This is a genomic window from Pseudomonas iranensis, assembly GCF_014268585.2.
In the GTDB taxonomy this organism is placed as follows: Bacteria; Pseudomonadota; Gammaproteobacteria; order Pseudomonadales; family Pseudomonadaceae; genus Aquipseudomonas; species Aquipseudomonas iranensis.
Genome location: NZ_CP077092.1, coordinates 3,699,250 through 3,714,949 on the forward strand (window position 1 = coordinate 3,699,250; position 15,700 = coordinate 3,714,949).

Sequence of the window (15,700 nt, forward strand, 5' to 3'; positions counted from 1 at the left end):
TCGCCACAGGAGTCCGTGCGAAGACTGCGCGGTGCAATAGACTGTAAACTCTCCCCCTCTTTCGCCGCCTCCTCATTCCCGCGCGGCCATCACCTCTTTTCTGTAGCGGAGTCCACCTTGCGTCTGTTCCACACCTCCGACTGGCACCTTGGGCAAAACCTGCACGGCCAGGAGCGCGATTTCGAGCACGCGTGTTTTCTCGAATGGCTGCTGCGCCAGTTGCACTTGGCGCAGCCGGATGTGCTGCTGATCGCCGGAGACATCTTCGATACGGTCAATCCGCCGGTCAAAGCGCAGGAACGCCTCTACGATTTCATCGTCAGCGCTCACGAACAGCAGCCGCTGCTGACCATCGTGATGATTGCCGGCAACCATGATTCCGGCTCGCGGATCGAGCTGCCGGCGCCGTTGATGCGGCGTTTGCGTACTCACGCGTTGGGTCGGGTGCTGTGGCTGGATGACGGGCAGCTCGACGCCGAGCGCTTGTTGCTGCCGCTGCCGAATGCGCAGGGAGAAATCACCGCGTGGTGTCTGGCGCTGCCGTTCTTGCGCCCGGCGGAAGTCACTGGCGCGCATCTGGGCGACAACTATTTGCGCGGCATCGGTCAGGTACATGAGTGGCTGATCGCGGCGGCGAATGCCAAGCGCCAGCCCGGGCAGGCGTTGATCGCTATCAGCCACGCGCACATGGCCGGGGGTTCGGTGTCGGAGGATTCCGAGCGCAGCCTGATCATCGGCAATGCCGAAGCGCTGCCCGCCAGCCTGTTCGGCGAAAGCATCAGCTATGTCGCCCTCGGCCATTTGCACAAGCCGCAGAAGGTCAATGGTGAAGAGCGCATCCGCTACAGCGGCTCGCCGATTCCGCTGTCGTTCTCCGAAATCGGTTATCAGCATCAGATTCTCGATGTGGTCCTCGACGGTGAAACACTGGTCAGCGTCGAGCCGAAACTGATTCCGCGCTCGGTCAACCTGCAACGCATCGGCCCGGCGCCGCTGGCCGAGATTCTGCTGCAACTGGCCGACCTGCCGAACATCGATCTGCTCGCCGAAACCCAGCGCCAGCCATGGCTGGAAGTGCGCGTGCGTCTTGACGAGCCGCAACCGGATCTGCGCCATCAAGTGGAAACCGCACTGCAAGGCAAAGCGGTGCGACTGGTGCGCATCGCCGCTGAATACGCCGGCAATCGTGGTGCCGATGGCAGCGATGACGGCAGCACGCTGATCGAACTCGACCAGCTCACCCCGCAGGAATTGTTCAGCCGCGCCTGGCTCGACAACTACGGCAGCGAGGTCGACGAGCAGACGCTCAAGGACTTCGCTGAACTGCTGCAGGACGTGCAACTGGAGGGCGAGCAGCCATGAAAATTCTCGCCATTCGTTTGAAGAACCTCGCCTCGCTGGCCGGGCCGTTCGAGATTGATTTCACCGCTGAACCGCTGGCCAGCGCCGGTCTGTTCGCAATCACCGGCCCGACCGGCGCCGGCAAAAGCACGTTGCTTGATGCCTTGTGTCTGGCACTGTTCGGCGCTGTACCGCGTCTGAACAACACCGGCCGAGATGCGAAAGTCCCCGATGCTGACGGTGAAATCGCCACTGGCGACCCGCGCACCTTGCTGCGACGCGGCACCGGTGAAGGCTATGCCGAAGTGGATTTTGTCGGCGTCGATGGCCGCCGCTATCGCGCGCGTTGGGAAGCCAATCGCGCTCGCGAGAAGGCTGGCGGCAAGTTGCAAGCGAGTCGGCAGAGCCTGCGCGACCTCGATCAGGATCAACTGCTCGCTAGCCAGAAAGGCGAATACAAAACCCAGCTGGAAGCCGCGCTGGGCCTGAACTTTGAACAGTTCACTCGCGCTGTGCTGCTGGCGCAGAGTGAGTTCAGCGCGTTCCTCAAGGCCGACGACAACGACCGCAGTGAACTGCTGGAAAAACTCACCGACACCGCGCTGTACACCCGCCTCGGCCGCCGCGCCTTCGACAAGACCAAAGAAGCCCGCGAAGCGCACAAGCTGTTGCAGGATCAGGCTACCGGCGTGACGCCGCTGGCGCCGGAAGCACGCGCCGAACTCGACGAGCGTTTCAACACCGCGCAGCAACAGATGAAGGCGCAACAGGCGCAGCTCAAACAACTTGAGCAACAACACAGTTGGCTGAAGGATTTGCGTCAGTTGAAGGAAGCGCAGCAAGCGGCCAGCGAACAACTGCAAACCGCGCAACAGCAATGGCAGGCCCTGGCCGGCGAGCGGGTGAAACTGACGCGTCTGGAACAGCTTGGCCCGCAACGCCATCAGTTCGCGCGCAAGGCCGAGCTCGATGCGCTGCTGACACCACTGGCGGCGCAGATTGCCGCGCACACCCAACAACACGCGGCACTCGGGGAACGCCAGACGCAGCTGGAACAGAACCTCGACGCAGCGAAAGTCGCCCTGAGCGCAGCGCAACAACGCCAGAGCGAAAATGCGCCGTTGCTGCGTCAGGCATTCGAAGAGCAAAGCACCCTCGCCCGCCTGATCAAGGACACCGCCAGCAGCGCCGAAGCCCGGCAAGCGGCCGAGCAAGCGTTCAAGGATGGCCAGAGCGCGATTCAGGCTTTGCAGGAAAAGCAGACTGAAGTCGCCGCGCGTTTGCAACGCATCGCCGCGGAGCTTGAGCAGAGTGCGCATCTGGCGCCGTTGAGCGATGCCTGGAGCGCCTACCGCGACCGTCTGCAACAGCTGATGCTGATCGGCAACCGCATGAACAAGGGCCAGAGCGAACTGGCGTCCCTCGAACAGAACGCCGCGCGCAGTGCTGAGCAACTGGCCTCGCACAAACAGCAACTGGAAGTGCTGTTCAAAGAGGCCGGCGCAGAGCCGGACGCAGTCGCCGAACAGATCGGCCTGCTCGGCACATTGCTGCAGGACAACCGCAAACAGCTGCGCGCGATCGAAGACCTGTCGCGCCTGTGGGCGTCTCAGCAGGATCTCGACAAGCGCAGCGCCGAGTTGCAACAACGCCAGCTCGACGCGCAGCAGCAACGCGAACGCTTGACCCAGGACGGTGTGAAAACCAAGGCCGAATTGACCATCGCCGAGCAGACCCTCAGCGTCACTCGCGAACTGCTCGAACGTCAGCGGCTGGCGCGCAGTGCCAGTGTCGAAGAGTTGCGCGCGCAGTTGCAGGACGATCAGCCCTGCCCGGTCTGCGGCAGCAACGAGCACCCGTATCATCAGCCCGAAGCGCTGTTGCAAAGCCTTGGCCGTCACGATGAAAGCGAACAGGCCAATGCCCAGCAAGTGGTCGATCAGCTCAAGGAAAAACTGATTGAGCTGCGCGGCGAAGTCGGTGGCGTGATCGCACAACAGAAAGAATTGCTCCAGCAACAGGAACAACTGGCGGCGCAACAACAAGCCCTGGCCCCGAGCCTCGACGCGCATCCGCTGGCCGCGCAACTGTTCAATCAGGACGCCGACAAACGCGACGCCTGGCTCAGCCGCCAGACCGAGCAGTTGAACCAGAGCATCACTCAGGACGAACAACGCCAAAGTGCGCTGCTCACCTTGCAACAGGACGCTGCGCGCTTATCGCAACAATTGCGTCAGGCCGAGGTAGCGCATCAGCAAGCGGCGCAACAGCTGAGCCATCAGCAGCATGAACTCAACAGCGACCGTCAGCGCCTTGAGGAAGAACTCAGCGCGTTCGGCCCGCTGCTGCCCGCCGACACACTTGAGGCCTTGCGCCTGGAGCCGGCGGCAACGTTCATGCAGCTGGACCGGCAGATCGCCGAGCGTTTGACCCAGCTCGAACAGCAAAAGGAAGAGCTGAGCGAACAGCAGCAACGCCAGCAGACGCTGGAGAAAGAGCAGGATCGCCAGCAGCTGCGCACTCAGCAGCTGCACAGTGCCGAACAGCAATTCACGGCGTTGACCGAGCAGCAGCAAAGCTGTCAGGAAAAACTCGCGCAGTTACTTGGCGAGCACAGCAGCGCCGAGCATTGGCAGCAGCAACTGGAAAACGCGGTGGAACAGGCACGTAGCGCGGAAACCAGCACCGCTGAGGAGCTGCAAAGTGTGCGCACGCAACTGGTGCAGATCGCCGCTGAGCTCAAGGCCCAACAGGAACGCCTGCAAGCACTGCAAGCTGAAGACCTGGTACTCGCCGGCAAGATCGCCGATTGGCGCGCCAGCCATCCGGAACTGGATGACGGCGGCCTCGAGGACTTGCTGCGCTTCGATGACGCGCAAGTTGCAGAACTGCGCCAGACCCTTCAGCACAACGAAAAAGCCATCGAACAGGCCCAGGTCCTGTTGCAGGAGCGCGATCAGCGCCTGCTCGATCACCAGGCCCGGCAGGACGGCAATCTTGACGCCGAACAGCTGGACAGCGCCCTCGCCGAGCTGCAAAACCAGTTCGCCGTCAGCGAGCAGCAGTGCGCCGAACTGCGCGCCGAACAGGTTGAAGACCAGCGCCGGCAGAACGCCAATCAGGCGCTGGCCCAGCAGATCGCCGACGCCTATGCCGAGTACCAGCGCTGGGCGCGGCTCAGTGCCTTGATCGGCTCGGCCACCGGCGACACCTTCCGCAAGATCGCCCAGGCCTACAACCTCGACCTGCTGGTGCATCACGCCAACGCGCAGCTGCGCCAACTGGTCAAACGCTATCGCCTCAAACGCGGCGGCAGCATGCTCGGCCTGCTGGTGATGGACACGGAAATGGGCGACGAACTGCGTTCGGTGCATTCGTTGTCGGGCGGCGAGACGTTCCTCGTATCACTCGCCCTTGCGCTGGGTCTGGCCTCGATGGCGTCGAGCACGCTGAAAATCGAATCGCTGTTTATCGACGAAGGTTTCGGCAGCCTTGATCCTGAATCCTTGCAGTTGGCGATGGACGCGCTCGATGGCTTGCAGGCGCAGGGGCGCAAGGTCGCGGTGATTTCCCATGTGCAGGAAATGCACGAGCGGATTCCTGTGCAGATTCAGGTGCGGCGTCAGGGCAATGGTTTGAGTACGCTGGAGGTGAAATGAACACACTGTATTCGTTCCGCCGCTGCCCTTACGCGATGCGTGCGCGAATGGCCCTGCGTTATGCAGGCGTGCCGGTGGAGATCGTTGAGGTCAGCCTCAAGAACAAGCCGGCGGAAATGCTCGCGCTCTCGCCCAAGGGCACCGTGCCGGTGCTGAATGCCGATGGCGTGGTGATCGATGAGAGTCTGCAGATCATGCGCTGGGCGTTGGCGCAGAATGATCCGGATGATTGGTTGCTGGCCGGCGACTCGTTCGCAGCGCTGTGGATGGAAAAACTGATTGAAGGTAATGATCAGATTTTCAAATCGGCACTGAATCGCTACAAGTACGCCGAGCGCTACCCCGAGCAGCCGATGGAAGCTTATCGAGCTGAAGGTGCGTTGTTTCTGCAGAAACTGGATGAGTTGCTTGAAGGACGTGACTACTTAATGGCCGAGCATCCGAGCCTCGCCGACATCGCCCTGCTGCCCTTCGTCCGACAGTTCGCTCACGTTGATCGCGAGTGGTTTGCGCAGACGCCTTATGTTCGCTTGCAGGCTTGGTTGCAGCGCCTGCTTGAATCTGAGCTGTTCACCTCGATCATGAAAAAATAACCCTCTGTCCCTTTGATCGTTCCCACGTTCCGCGTGGGAATGCAGCCGGGGACGCTCTGCGTCCCATTGGAACGCGGAGCGTACCTTGAGGCATTCCCACGCAGAGCGTGGGAACGATCTTCGTCAGGCCAGTGCGTTGCACATGCCCAGCGCCATGCAATCCACTTCAAACGGCCCGAGAAAATCCGCCGCGACCTTGACCGGTGGATTGCCGGCCATCAGCCCCAGCGTGTTGGCGCGTTCAATGTTGTGCGCGATGTTGTGGTTGGCCTCTATGGCCCGGGCCAAGCCGCCCACCGAGCCTTGGCCAAACCCCAAGAGGGAAGCGCCGTTGGTCATCAGCGCGAGGCTGGCGATGACCCAGAGTCTGTAGCCTTTCATGCGCCGCCGACTCCTGCGAGTTCGGCCCTGTCGACCATTGCGCTTTGCGAGCGCAGTTCGAACTGGATGCCGGGGTGGGCGACGTCGATCGGGGCGTCGAAGCTGTGTTCCATGTGTGCGCCGATGCTGACGAACAGCACCACCGCCAGGTACAGACCGATGGCCAGGTAGGCGCCGCATTTGGCGGAAGTGAGGATTGCGCTGGCCATGGTGTTCTCCGTGGGCAAAGGTTTCGATGGCCACAGAATCAATCAAAAAAGCCGAAGCAACCACTCAGGGTTTGCAATGGTGAATATCAGCTTCGTTGATTATTTAGCCGCTCTATTTGCCGGCGAGAGAAAACCTATGAGTGCAGAACGCGCGCGCGTAGGAGCTGCCGAAGGCTGCGATCTTCTGATTGATCGTTCCCACGCTCCGCGTGGGAATGCCTCAAGGGACGCTCCGCGTCCCAATGGGACGCAGAGCGTCCCGGGCTGCGTTCCCACGCAGAGCGTGGGAACGATCAGGTTACGCACACGCGTAGGAGCTGCCGAAGGCTGCGATCTTTTGATTTTGCTTTGCAGCCCGTGACGCTCCGCGTCACTGGACGCGGAGCGTCCCTAGAGGCATTCCCACGCAGAGCATGGGAACGATCAAGATCGCTGCCTTCGGCAGCTCCAACAAGGAGATGGCAATTTCAGGCTTGGGTTTTGTGATCCAGCGCGGCGTAGAAGTTGGCGCTTTGTTGCAGGTATTTCTGGGTGTAGCTCTGGGTGTGGGATTTTTTGCTGGCGATTTCGATGTTGGCACCGGCTGGCAATACCACGGTGGCAGAAATGGCGGAAGCGGCGATGACGGAGAAGAGATTGAAATTCATGGCGGTAACCCTCGTGTTCGTTTGCTTGGTTTGCCCGGCGGGCTGTGAAACAAACGTAACGCTCGAGGGTTGCCTCCTTGAAATCTTTTGTAGCATTAGCCGTTATCAGTGCAATTAATACAACGATACAGGCCCCGTAGACCGGGGCCTGTGGCTTATTGTCGCACCAGGAATTTCAGGTCGCTTGGCGCGTCCATCGGCAGTTTTTGCACGGTTTTGCCCAGCAGACCGGTCTTGGCATCGCGCTCGACGACGACAATCTGGTTGCTCTTCTGGTTGGCAATCAAGACAAATTTACCGCTCGGATCGAGGGCAAACTCGCGCGGGTGATCACCCTCGACCGAGCGCTTTTGCAGCTCTTTGAGCTGACCGGTCGCAGGATCAATGCTGAACACTACGAGCTGATTGGCCGTGCCGCGATTGCTCACGTAGAGAAACTTGCCGTCAGCCGAAGCATGCAGCGCCGCGCCGGCTTTGTCCGAGGTCGGCTGGCCCGCTGCCAGATCGACCAGTTGCGTCTGGGTCAGTACGCCGTCCTTGTAGTCGAACACCGCGACCTGTGCACTCATCTCCATGGTCAGCCAAGCGTGTTTGCCATCAGCGCTGAACAGCAGATGACGCGGGCCACTGCCGGCCGGCAGCGCTACCGAGGCGGTTTTCGCCGGCGTTAGCGGCAAGTGCGGATTGGCCTTCGGGTCGTATTGATAGATGAAAACCTTGTCCGCGCCCAAATCATTGGAGAACACATAGCGCCCGTCCGGCGAAGACACCGTCGAGTGCACATGATTGGAAGCCTGACGCTCAGGGTTGACCCGACTGGCCGGGTGGCCGCTCATCTGCACCACCGGTTTCAGCTGGCCGTCGGCATCGACCGGCAATACCGCCAGGGTACCGCCCGGATCTTCCATCACTGAGTAGTTGCTGACGAACAGGTGTTTGGCATCGGCGCTGAGGCTGGAATGGGTCGGCTCGTTGCCCAGGCTCTGCACTTGATTGATCAGGCTCAGCGCATGGGTCTTCGGGTCGATGGCGAAGCTGCTGACGCGACCGACCGGATCGCTCTGGCCCGGGCCGTTTTCGTTGACCACGAACAGGCGTTTCTGGTCTTTCGAGAGGGTCAGCCAGGACGGGTTTTCGGTCTTGACCACTTGCAGCGGCTTGGCGTCGATCTGGCCGGTGGCGCTGTCGAACTGCATGCGGTAGATGCCCTGGCTGGAACCGGCGGTGTAGGAGCCGACCAGCAATTGCAAGGTTTCGGCAGAGGCGCTGGAAAGCCCCATCGCGCCGACGCTGCCGGCCATCAGCAAAGGCCAGAAATTACGCATCTTCATTATTGTCATCCTCATCGTCGCTGCTGCTGACTACGTCGCCGACGCACACCAGACGATGCTCGCCCGTGGTCTTGGTGTCGCTGGCGTAACCGACGATCAGCCAGCTCTGCAGCGTCTCATCGAACGTCGCTTGCGCGACCTGCGCCGGGGTGAATTGCCAGTGCTTGGCTTCGCGGCCATCGATGCATTCGATGTGCAGGTTATCGTCCTCGTCGAGGGCGAATTCGAAGGCGTGCAGGCCATCGATTTCGACCATACCGCAGTGTTCGAGGGCGTTGAGAAGGGTTTGGGCAGTCATGGCAAACAGTCTTTCTAGGGGGGAAAGGGCCAATGATAGCCCAATGTGATCCGAAGGCCCCTGCTGGAACCTCTGTGGGAGCGAGCCTGCTCGCGAAGGCGGTGTGCCAGCTGATCGTTCCCACGCTCTGCGTGGGAATGCCTCTAGGGACGCTCCGCGTTCCAATGGGACGCAGAGCGTCCCGGGCTGCATTCCCACGCGGAGCGTGGGAACGATCAATCAAAGACACAGGAAATTACGGTGCTGGCTAGATCGCCTCACGCGATGGCTTGCCATCCACCAGGCGCTGAATCCGCAGTGGGTTGGCGTTTTTCAGTGGCTCGGGCAGCAAGCTGTCCGGGTAGTTCTGGAAGCACACCGGGCGCAGGAAGCGATCGATCGCCAGCGTGCCCACTGACGTGCCGCGCGCATCGGACGTCGCCGGGTACGGCCCGCCGTGCACCATCGAATCGCACACTTCGACACCGGTCGGATAACCGTTGAGCAGGATGCGCCCGACCTTCTGTTCCAGCAGCGGCGTCAGTTCGGCGAATTGCTCGAAATCAGACGGCTCGCCGATGATCGTCGCGGTCAATTGACCGTGCAGGCCGTGCAGCGCCGCGCTCAGTTGTGCCTGATCGGCCACTTCGACGATCACTGTGGTCGGGCCGAACACTTCTTCCTGCAGCACTTCATCGCCGTTGATCAACAGGCTGACATCGGCCTTGAACAACTGCGGCTGCGCCTGATTGCCCTGCTGCTGATTGCCGGCCAGATGCTCGATGCCGCTGTGCGCCAGGAGTTTTTCCAGGCCTTTGCCATAGCTGCCGAGGGTGCCGGCGTTGAGCATGGTTTGCGCCGGTTGATCACCGATCGCAGCGGCGACTTGTTGGACAAACGCGCTGAATTGCGGCGAGCGAATACCGATCACCAGACCCGGGTTGGTGCAGAACTGACCGCAACCCTGAACCACCGAAGCGGTGAGGTCGCGGGCGACGGTTTCCGAACGCGTGGCCAGTGCCTGCGGCAGCACGATGACCGGGTTGATGCTCGACATCTCGGCGAACACCGGGATCGGTTGCGGACGTGCGGCAGCCATGTCGCACAAGGCGCGACCGCCCTTCAGCGAACCGGTGAAACCAACGGCCTGAATCGCCGGATGCTTGACCAGCCATTCACCGACGCCGCCACCGTAGATCATGTTGAACACGCCGGCGGGCATACTGGTTTTTTCTGCAGCACGAATGATCGCGTCGGCGACCAGTTCAGCGGTGGCCATGTGACCGCTGTGCGCCTTGAACACTACCGGGCAACCGGCGGCCAGCGCTGCTGCGGTATCGCCACCGGCAGTGGAGAACGCCAGCGGGAAGTTGCTGGCACCAAACACGGCGACCGGGCCGAGGCCGATGCGGTACTGACGCAGATCCGGACGTGGCAGCGGCTGGCGATTCGGCAATGCCTGATCGATGCGTGCGCCGTAGAAATCACCGCGACGCAGGACTTTGGCGAACAGACGCATCTGCCCGCTGGTGCGACCACGCTCGCCCTGAATGCGACCGGCCGGAAGCGCGGTTTCGCGGCAGACCACGGCGACGAAATCGTCGCCAAGCGCATCCAGCTCATCCGCGACCGCATCGAGGAACTGCGCGCGACGTTCGGCGCTGAGGCTGCGATAGGTCGGGTAAGCCGCAGCGGCAGCCTTGGCGGCGGCGTCGACTTCTTCGGCCGTGGCCTGAATGAAATCGTGCGGCAAGGCCTCGCCAGTGCTGGCGTCGACCGAGTGCAGTTTGACGCTGCCAGCGGCGCTACGCTGACCGCCGATGTAGTTGTGACCGAGAATCTGAGTCATGGGATCTCCTTAAAGGGTGCCGATGCTGTCCGGTTCAAAAGCCGCCTGAACCGGTGCGATACCGTTGACCAGCGGTGCGCCGAAGTCGGCCTGGCTGATCTCGAACGTGTCGCCCGGCTGAGTGCGGATGCCGTCGGCAAACGACAGGGTCGCTGTGCCGAAAAAATGAATGTGCACGTCGCCCGGACGCAGGAACTGACTGTATTTGAAGTGGTGGTACTCGAGGTTCGCCAGGCTGTGGCACATGTTGGCCTCGCCGCTGAGGAACTCGTTCTGCCAGAGCACTTCGCCGTCACGCAGGATTCGGCTGGTGCCGGCAAGGTGTTGAGGCAATTCACCGGTACGAAGTTCCGGGCCATAACTGCAACTGCGCAATTTCGAGTGCGCGAGGTACAGGTAATTCTTGCGCTCCATGACGTGGTCGGAGAACTCGTTACCGACGGCGAAACCGAGGCGATACGGCTTGCCATCGTTGCCGATGACATACAGGCCGGCCATCTCCGGCTCTTCGCCGGCGTCTTCGGCAAACGGCGGCAGCGGGAACGGCTGCCCCGGACGCACGACAATGCTGCCGTCGCCCTTGTAGAACCACTCTGGTTGCACGCCGGCCTGCCCCGCCGCCGGTTTGCCACCCTCCACGCCCCATTTGAAAATGCGCATGGTGTCGGTCATCGCCGCTTCATCGCCGGCCTGCTGGTGCATCTTGTCCCGGGCCGAAGCACTGCCCAGATGGGTCAGACCAGTACCGCTGACCAGCATGTGCGCCGGATCCGGGTGATCCAGTGGCGGCAGGATGCGCAGGTCTTTGAGCAACTGCCCATAGTCGTGGCTGGCACCGAGGCCGAGGCTTTGCACTTGCTGCTCAAGCGAGCTGCCGGCCTCGATTGCCGCCAGGGCCAGATCACGGACACTGCGGGCGTCCTGGACTTCGCGGACCTGACCGCTGTCGACCACGCCGGCCCGGCGCTCGCCGTTGGGTAATTCGAATTGAACCAGATGCATGATTTTCTCCTATTCCCTCAAAACACCGCCGATCCACTGTGGGAGCGAGCTTGCTCGCGAAAGCGGTGTATCAGTCACCTCAAATGTTGAATGTGCCGACCTCTTCGCGAGCAAGCTCGCTCCCACAGGGGCCGGCGTCGATCCGTCAGGTTCGGGTCGCGCCACGGGCACTTGCTGCGAACTGGTCGACGGGCAACGCGTGTTTGCGCTCCAGCACGCGATAAACAACGCCGGTCAGAATCAGCCCGAACACCATCACGCCCGAGAGGAAGTAGAGTCCGGACGCCAGATTGCCGGTGTATTCCTTCAACGCGCCGATCACGAACGGCCCGATGTAACCGCCGAGGTTGCCGACCGAGTTGATCAAGGCAATCCCCGCCGCAGCACTCGCGCCGGCAAAGAACCGCCCCGGCAATGTCCAGAACACCGCGGTGCACGAGAACAACGCGAACGCCACCAGACACAGCGCCGCCAGTTGCGCTACCGGCAGCGACAGCCAGGCACTGAGGAACAGGCCCAGCGCACCGAGCACATAGAGCACCGCCAAGTGGCCGTAGCGATCATTCAAACGGTCGGAGCTGCGCGGAATGATCAGCAGGCCGATGATCCCGAAAATGTATGGCACCGACGAGACGAACCCGGTGACCAGATCGCTGCCGCCGAACTGTTTGATCAGCGTCGGCAGCCACAGGCCGAGGCCATAAATGCTCAGGGTCACCGGCAGATAGAACAGCGCCAGCAGCAACACGCGTTTGTCTTTCAGCGCATGCAGCGGATTGCCGTGACGGGTCTGGCCGTACTCCTGCAAATCCTTTTTCAGTTCGCCGGTCAGCCAGTCTTTTTCCGCCTGATCCATCCACTTCACTTGCTGCGGGCCGTCCGGCAGCCAGCGCAGGACCGGCCAGGTCAGCAGGATCGCCGGGGTGCCGATGACGATGAACAGCCACTGCCAGCCGTGCAGGCCGAGGATGCCGTCCATGCCCAGCAAACCACCGGACACGGGACCGGTGATCATCATCGCGATCGGTTGCGAGAGGATGAAAAGGCCAAGGATCTTGCCGCGATGGCGCACCGGGAACCATTGGGTGATGTAGTACAGCACGCCGGGGAAGAAGCCCGCCTCGGCCGCGCCGAGCAGAAAGCGCATCACATAGAAGCTGTGCGGTCCTTGCACAAAGGCCATGCCGATGGTGATCGCGCCCCAGGTGATCATGATCCGCGCGAACCAGCGCCGCGCGCCGAAGCGTTCGAGCATCAGGTTGCTGGGAATCTCGAGAAGAAAATAGCCGATGAAAAACAGCCCGGCACCGAGGCCATAGGCGGCGTCGCCGATGCCGATGTCGGCGCCCATGTGCAGCTTGGCGAAGCCGACGGCGGAGCGATCCACATAGGCGATCAGGTACAGCAGGATCAGGAAGGGAATCAGTTTCAGTGTGATGCGCCGGACAAGCCGCAATTCCTGGCTCATGAGATCGGTCTCCGATTGTTGTTTTTATAGAACCTCGGGGGACGCCTCTCGCCAAAACAGCCAGGGCCATCCCTCCGTCGAAAACGACTATATAGTAATACTAATTACCCAACAACACTTCCAAAGCGCGGATTTTGAGCTTAGATTAAGCGTCAGCTCGCAAACAATAGTCTTACAATAAGAGAATCGATCATGTCTGATAAGAAACCCACCCTGCGCTCCGCCCAATGGTTTGGCACGGCCGACAAGAACGGCTTCATGTACCGCAGCTGGATGAAGAATCAGGGCATCGCCGACCATCAGTTCCACGGCAAGCCGATCATCGGCATCTGCAACACCTGGTCGGAACTGACTCCGTGCAACGCGCACTTCCGCCAGATCGCGGAGCACGTCAAACGCGGGGTGATCGAGGCCGGTGGTTTTCCGGTGGAATTCCCGGTGTTCTCCAACGGCGAATCGAACCTGCGCCCGACCGCCATGCTCACCCGCAACCTGGCGAGCATGGACGTTGAAGAAGCGATTCGCGGCAACCCGATCGACGGCGTCGTGCTGCTCACCGGTTGCGACAAAACCACTCCAGCACTGTTGATGGGCGCGGCCAGTTGCGACGTGCCGGCCATCGTCGTCACCGGCGGCCCGATGCTCAACGGCAAGCACAAAGGCAAGGACATCGGTTCCGGCACAGTGGTCTGGCAGCTCAGCGAACAAGTCAAGGCCGGCACCATCACCATCGACGACTTCCTCGCAGCCGAGGGCGGCATGTCGCGTTCGGCGGGCACCTGCAACACCATGGGCACCGCGTCGACCATGGCGTGCATGGCTGAAGCGCTGGGCACTTCGCTGCCGCACAACGCCGCGATTCCGGCTGTGGACGCACGCCGTTATGTGCTGGCGCACATGTCCGGCATGCGTGCGGTGGAGATGGTGCGCGAAGACCTGAAACTGTCGAAGATCCTCACCAAGGAAGCCTTCGAAAACGCTATTCGCGTCAACGCTGCCATCGGCGGTTCGACCAATGCCGTGATCCACTTGAAAGCCATTGCCGGACGCATCGGCGTCGAGCTGGATCTGGACGACTGGACCCGCATCGGTCGCGGCATGCCGACCATCGTCGACCTGCAACCGTCCGGGCGTTTCCTGATGGAAGAGTTCTACTACGCCGGTGGTTTGCCAGCGGTACTGCGTCGCCTCGGCGAAGCCAATCTGATCCCCAACCCGAATGCACTGACGGTCAACGGCAAGTCCATCGGCGAAAACACCAAGGACGCGCCGATCTACGGCGAAGACCAAGTGATCCGCACCCTCGACAATCCGATTCGCGCTGACGGTGGCATCTGCGTGTTGCGCGGCAATCTGGCGCCGTTGGGCGCGGTGCTCAAGCCGTCCGCCGCCACTGCTGAACTGATGCAGCATCGCGGGCGTGCGGTGGTGTTCGAGAACTTCGACATGTACAAGGCGCGGATCAACGATCCGGAGCTGGACGTCGATAAGGATTCGATTCTGGTGATGAAAAACTGCGGGCCGAAGGGTTATCCGGGCATGGCCGAAGTCGGCAACATGGGCCTGCCGGCCAAGCTGTTGGCAGAAGGCGTGACCGACATGGTGCGCATTTCCGATGCACGCATGAGCGGCACCGCATACGGCACGGTGGTTTTGCACGTTGCCCCGGAAGCCGCAGCCGGCGGGCCTTTGGCGGCAGTAAAGGAAGGCGACTGGATCGAGCTCGATTGTGCCAGCGGCCGTTTGCATCTGGACATTCCGGATGCTGAACTGGCCGCACGCATGGCCGATCTGCAAGCACCGCAGCAATTGCTGGTGGGCGGTTATCGTCAGCTGTACATCGATCACGTGCTGCAGGCGGATCAGGGTTGCGACTTTGACTTCCTGGTTGGCTGCCGAGGTGCCGAGGTTCCGCGTCACTCTCACTGACAGCGCAATTCCCCTGTGGGAGCGAGCCTGCTCGCGAAGAGGGAGTGTCAGTCGACATCTATTTGACTGATATGCCGCCTTCGCGAGCAGGCTCGCTCCCACAGTTGCTTTTGCGTATCGCCTCAAATCTGTGCCGTGCCTGCTATGATGCGCGGCATCTCCATCGCTCAGGATCGCGCCACTCCCCATGGATTACCGCAAACCTTCCGACCGTAAAAGCATGCACTCGCGCATCGTCCAGGAACTGGGCATGCAGATCGTCTCCGGACGCTTTTTGCCCGACGACAAACTGCCCGCCGAAGCCTTGCTGTGCGAGGAGTACGCGGTCAGTCGGCCGGTGTTGCGCGAGGCCACCCGAGTGCTGGTGGCCAAGGGGCTGGTGTATTCCAAACCGCGCGTCGGCACAGTGGTCAAGGCCCGCCGCGAATGGCACATGCTCGACCCGGACGTGCTGCACTGGCTGATGCAAAGCAGCCCACAAAATGAATTCTTCAACGTGCTGACCAGCGTGCGCAGCATCATCGAGCCGGCAGCGGCCGCCCTCGCCGCTCAGCATGCAACCGATGCCGACATCGCTGCGATCAACGAAGCCTACCAACGCATGGAAGCCGCACCGACCCCGGAAGCGCTGTTGCAACCGGACCTGGACTTCCACAGCCGCATCGCCGATGCGACGCACAACGACCTGCTGGCGAACCTGTGCAACATGTTGGCGGTAGCAATTGCCGAGGCGTTGAAGCATTCCAATCAACGGCCGAATCTGCATGAACTGGCGTTGCCCAGGCACAAGGCGATTCTGACAGCGATCGAGAACCGCGATGCCCTGGGTGCTCGGCATGCGACGCTGGTGCAGTTGGATGATGCGCGTAGTGCGTTGAGTGTGGTGCTTGGCGCAGAGCTTTCTTAGGGCTTGAGACCGCTTGCCCTCACCCTAGCCCTCTCCCAGAGGCAGAGGGGACCGATTGGGGGATATTTGAGATTTACGCCGACTTGAACGATTTGCGCTGAATCCAA

The 15,700-nt window shown here is 61.4% G+C and carries 13 protein-coding genes; 5 read left to right on the plus strand and 8 right to left on the minus strand.

Annotated elements, in window-relative coordinates; all coding sequences use genetic code 11:
* Window positions 1-117: 117 nt before the first annotated feature.
* The 3 genes from HU724_RS16430 to HU724_RS16440 are packed head-to-tail and all read left to right on the plus strand — an operon-like array spanning window position 118 to window position 5,593.
* On the plus strand, window positions 118-1,362 hold the full coding sequence (locus tag HU724_RS16430) for an exonuclease SbcCD subunit D C-terminal domain-containing protein (protein WP_110603684.1): 1,245 nt from the start codon (window positions 118-120) through the stop codon (window positions 1,360-1,362).
* On the plus strand, window positions 1,359-5,000 hold the full coding sequence (locus HU724_RS16435) for an AAA family ATPase (protein WP_186569566.1): 3,642 nt from the start codon (window positions 1,359-1,361) through the stop codon (window positions 4,998-5,000). The genes HU724_RS16430 and HU724_RS16435 overlap by 4 nt, the downstream gene beginning before the upstream one ends.
* Window positions 4,997-5,593, plus strand: coding sequence for a glutathione S-transferase (locus HU724_RS16440; RefSeq protein WP_186569567.1), 597 nt, complete (start codon window positions 4,997-4,999; stop codon window positions 5,591-5,593). Before HU724_RS16435 ends, HU724_RS16440 begins: the two co-directional genes overlap by 4 nt.
* A 123-nt stretch (window positions 5,594-5,716) precedes the next feature.
* On the opposite strand, the gene HU724_RS16445 is transcribed toward HU724_RS16440, so the two are convergent.
* The 8 genes from HU724_RS16445 to HU724_RS16480 form a co-directional block, all read right to left on the minus strand.
* The gene (locus tag HU724_RS16445; protein WP_186569568.1) at window positions 5,717-5,974 is read right to left on the minus strand and encodes a hypothetical protein; all 258 of its coding nucleotides are present in this window, start codon (window positions 5,972-5,974) and stop codon (window positions 5,717-5,719) included.
* Window positions 5,971-6,183, minus strand: coding sequence for a hypothetical protein (locus HU724_RS16450; protein WP_186569569.1), 213 nt, complete (start codon window positions 6,181-6,183; stop codon window positions 5,971-5,973). Before HU724_RS16450 ends, HU724_RS16445 begins: the two co-directional genes overlap by 4 nt.
* A 467-nt stretch (window positions 6,184-6,650) precedes the next feature.
* Complete coding sequence (locus HU724_RS16455) at window positions 6,651-6,830, minus strand: hypothetical protein (protein ID WP_186569570.1); 180 nt, start codon at window positions 6,828-6,830, stop codon at window positions 6,651-6,653.
* A 155-nt stretch (window positions 6,831-6,985) separates the two neighbouring features.
* Entirely contained in the window at window positions 6,986-8,161 is a 1,176-nt protein-coding gene (locus HU724_RS16460; RefSeq protein ID WP_186569571.1) for a lactonase family protein, read from the minus strand.
* Window positions 8,148-8,459, minus strand: a complete 312-nt coding sequence (locus HU724_RS16465) for a DUF5629 family protein (protein ID WP_122746069.1) — start codon at window positions 8,457-8,459, stop codon at window positions 8,148-8,150. Before HU724_RS16465 ends, HU724_RS16460 begins: the two co-directional genes overlap by 14 nt.
* A 247-nt stretch (window positions 8,460-8,706) precedes the next feature.
* Window positions 8,707-10,287 carry an aldehyde dehydrogenase (NADP(+)) gene (locus HU724_RS16470; RefSeq protein ID WP_186569572.1) on the minus strand — a complete coding sequence of 527 codons (1,581 nt, stop codon included), beginning with the start codon at window positions 10,285-10,287 and terminating at the stop codon, window positions 8,707-8,709.
* Window positions 10,288-10,296: 9 nt separating this feature from the next.
* The gene (gene araD1, locus HU724_RS16475; protein WP_186569573.1) at window positions 10,297-11,289 is read right to left on the minus strand and encodes an AraD1 family protein; all 993 of its coding nucleotides are present in this window, start codon (window positions 11,287-11,289) and stop codon (window positions 10,297-10,299) included.
* A gap of 145 nt (window positions 11,290-11,434) precedes the next feature.
* Entirely contained in the window at window positions 11,435-12,757 is a 1,323-nt protein-coding gene (locus tag HU724_RS16480) for an MFS transporter (protein ID WP_125927346.1), read from the minus strand.
* 192 nt (window positions 12,758-12,949) lie between these two features.
* On the opposite strand from HU724_RS16480, the gene HU724_RS16485 reads away from it, so the two are divergent.
* Window positions 12,950-14,686, plus strand: a complete 1,737-nt coding sequence (locus HU724_RS16485; protein WP_024013184.1) for an IlvD/Edd family dehydratase — start codon at window positions 12,950-12,952, stop codon at window positions 14,684-14,686.
* 187 nt (window positions 14,687-14,873) lie between these two features.
* Window positions 14,874-15,593 carry a FadR/GntR family transcriptional regulator gene (locus HU724_RS16490; protein ID WP_024013185.1) on the plus strand — a complete coding sequence of 240 codons (720 nt, stop codon included), beginning with the start codon at window positions 14,874-14,876 and terminating at the stop codon, window positions 15,591-15,593.
* Window positions 15,594-15,700 lie beyond the last annotated feature (107 nt).

Excerpts from the sequence above, each read along its gene's own strand:
- HU724_RS16435 (WP_186569566.1), top strand. The coding sequence starts at position 1,359 with ATGAAAATTCTCGCCATTCGTTTGAAGAACCTCGCCTCGCTGGCCGGG.
- HU724_RS16480 (WP_125927346.1), bottom strand. The coding sequence starts at position 12,757 with ATGAGCCAGGAATTGCGGCTTGTCCGGCGCATCACACTGAAACTGATT.
- HU724_RS16460 (WP_186569571.1), bottom strand. The coding sequence starts at position 8,161 with ATGAAGATGCGTAATTTCTGGCCTTTGCTGATGGCCGGCAGCGTCGGC.
- HU724_RS16465 (WP_122746069.1), bottom strand. The coding sequence starts at position 8,459 with ATGACTGCCCAAACCCTTCTCAACGCCCTCGAACACTGCGGTATGGTC.
- HU724_RS16470 (WP_186569572.1), bottom strand. The coding sequence starts at position 10,287 with ATGACTCAGATTCTCGGTCACAACTACATCGGCGGTCAGCGTAGCGCC.
- HU724_RS16485 (WP_024013184.1), top strand. The coding sequence starts at position 12,950 with ATGTCTGATAAGAAACCCACCCTGCGCTCCGCCCAATGGTTTGGCACG.
- HU724_RS16440 (WP_186569567.1), top strand. The coding sequence starts at position 4,997 with ATGAACACACTGTATTCGTTCCGCCGCTGCCCTTACGCGATGCGTGCG.
- HU724_RS16455 (WP_186569570.1), bottom strand. The coding sequence starts at position 6,830 with ATGAATTTCAATCTCTTCTCCGTCATCGCCGCTTCCGCCATTTCTGCC.
- HU724_RS16490 (WP_024013185.1), top strand. The coding sequence starts at position 14,874 with ATGGATTACCGCAAACCTTCCGACCGTAAAAGCATGCACTCGCGCATC.
- HU724_RS16450 (WP_186569569.1), bottom strand. The coding sequence starts at position 6,183 with ATGGCCAGCGCAATCCTCACTTCCGCCAAATGCGGCGCCTACCTGGCC.
- HU724_RS16445 (WP_186569568.1), bottom strand. The coding sequence starts at position 5,974 with ATGAAAGGCTACAGACTCTGGGTCATCGCCAGCCTCGCGCTGATGACC.
- araD1 (WP_186569573.1), bottom strand. The coding sequence starts at position 11,289 with ATGCATCTGGTTCAATTCGAATTACCCAACGGCGAGCGCCGGGCCGGC.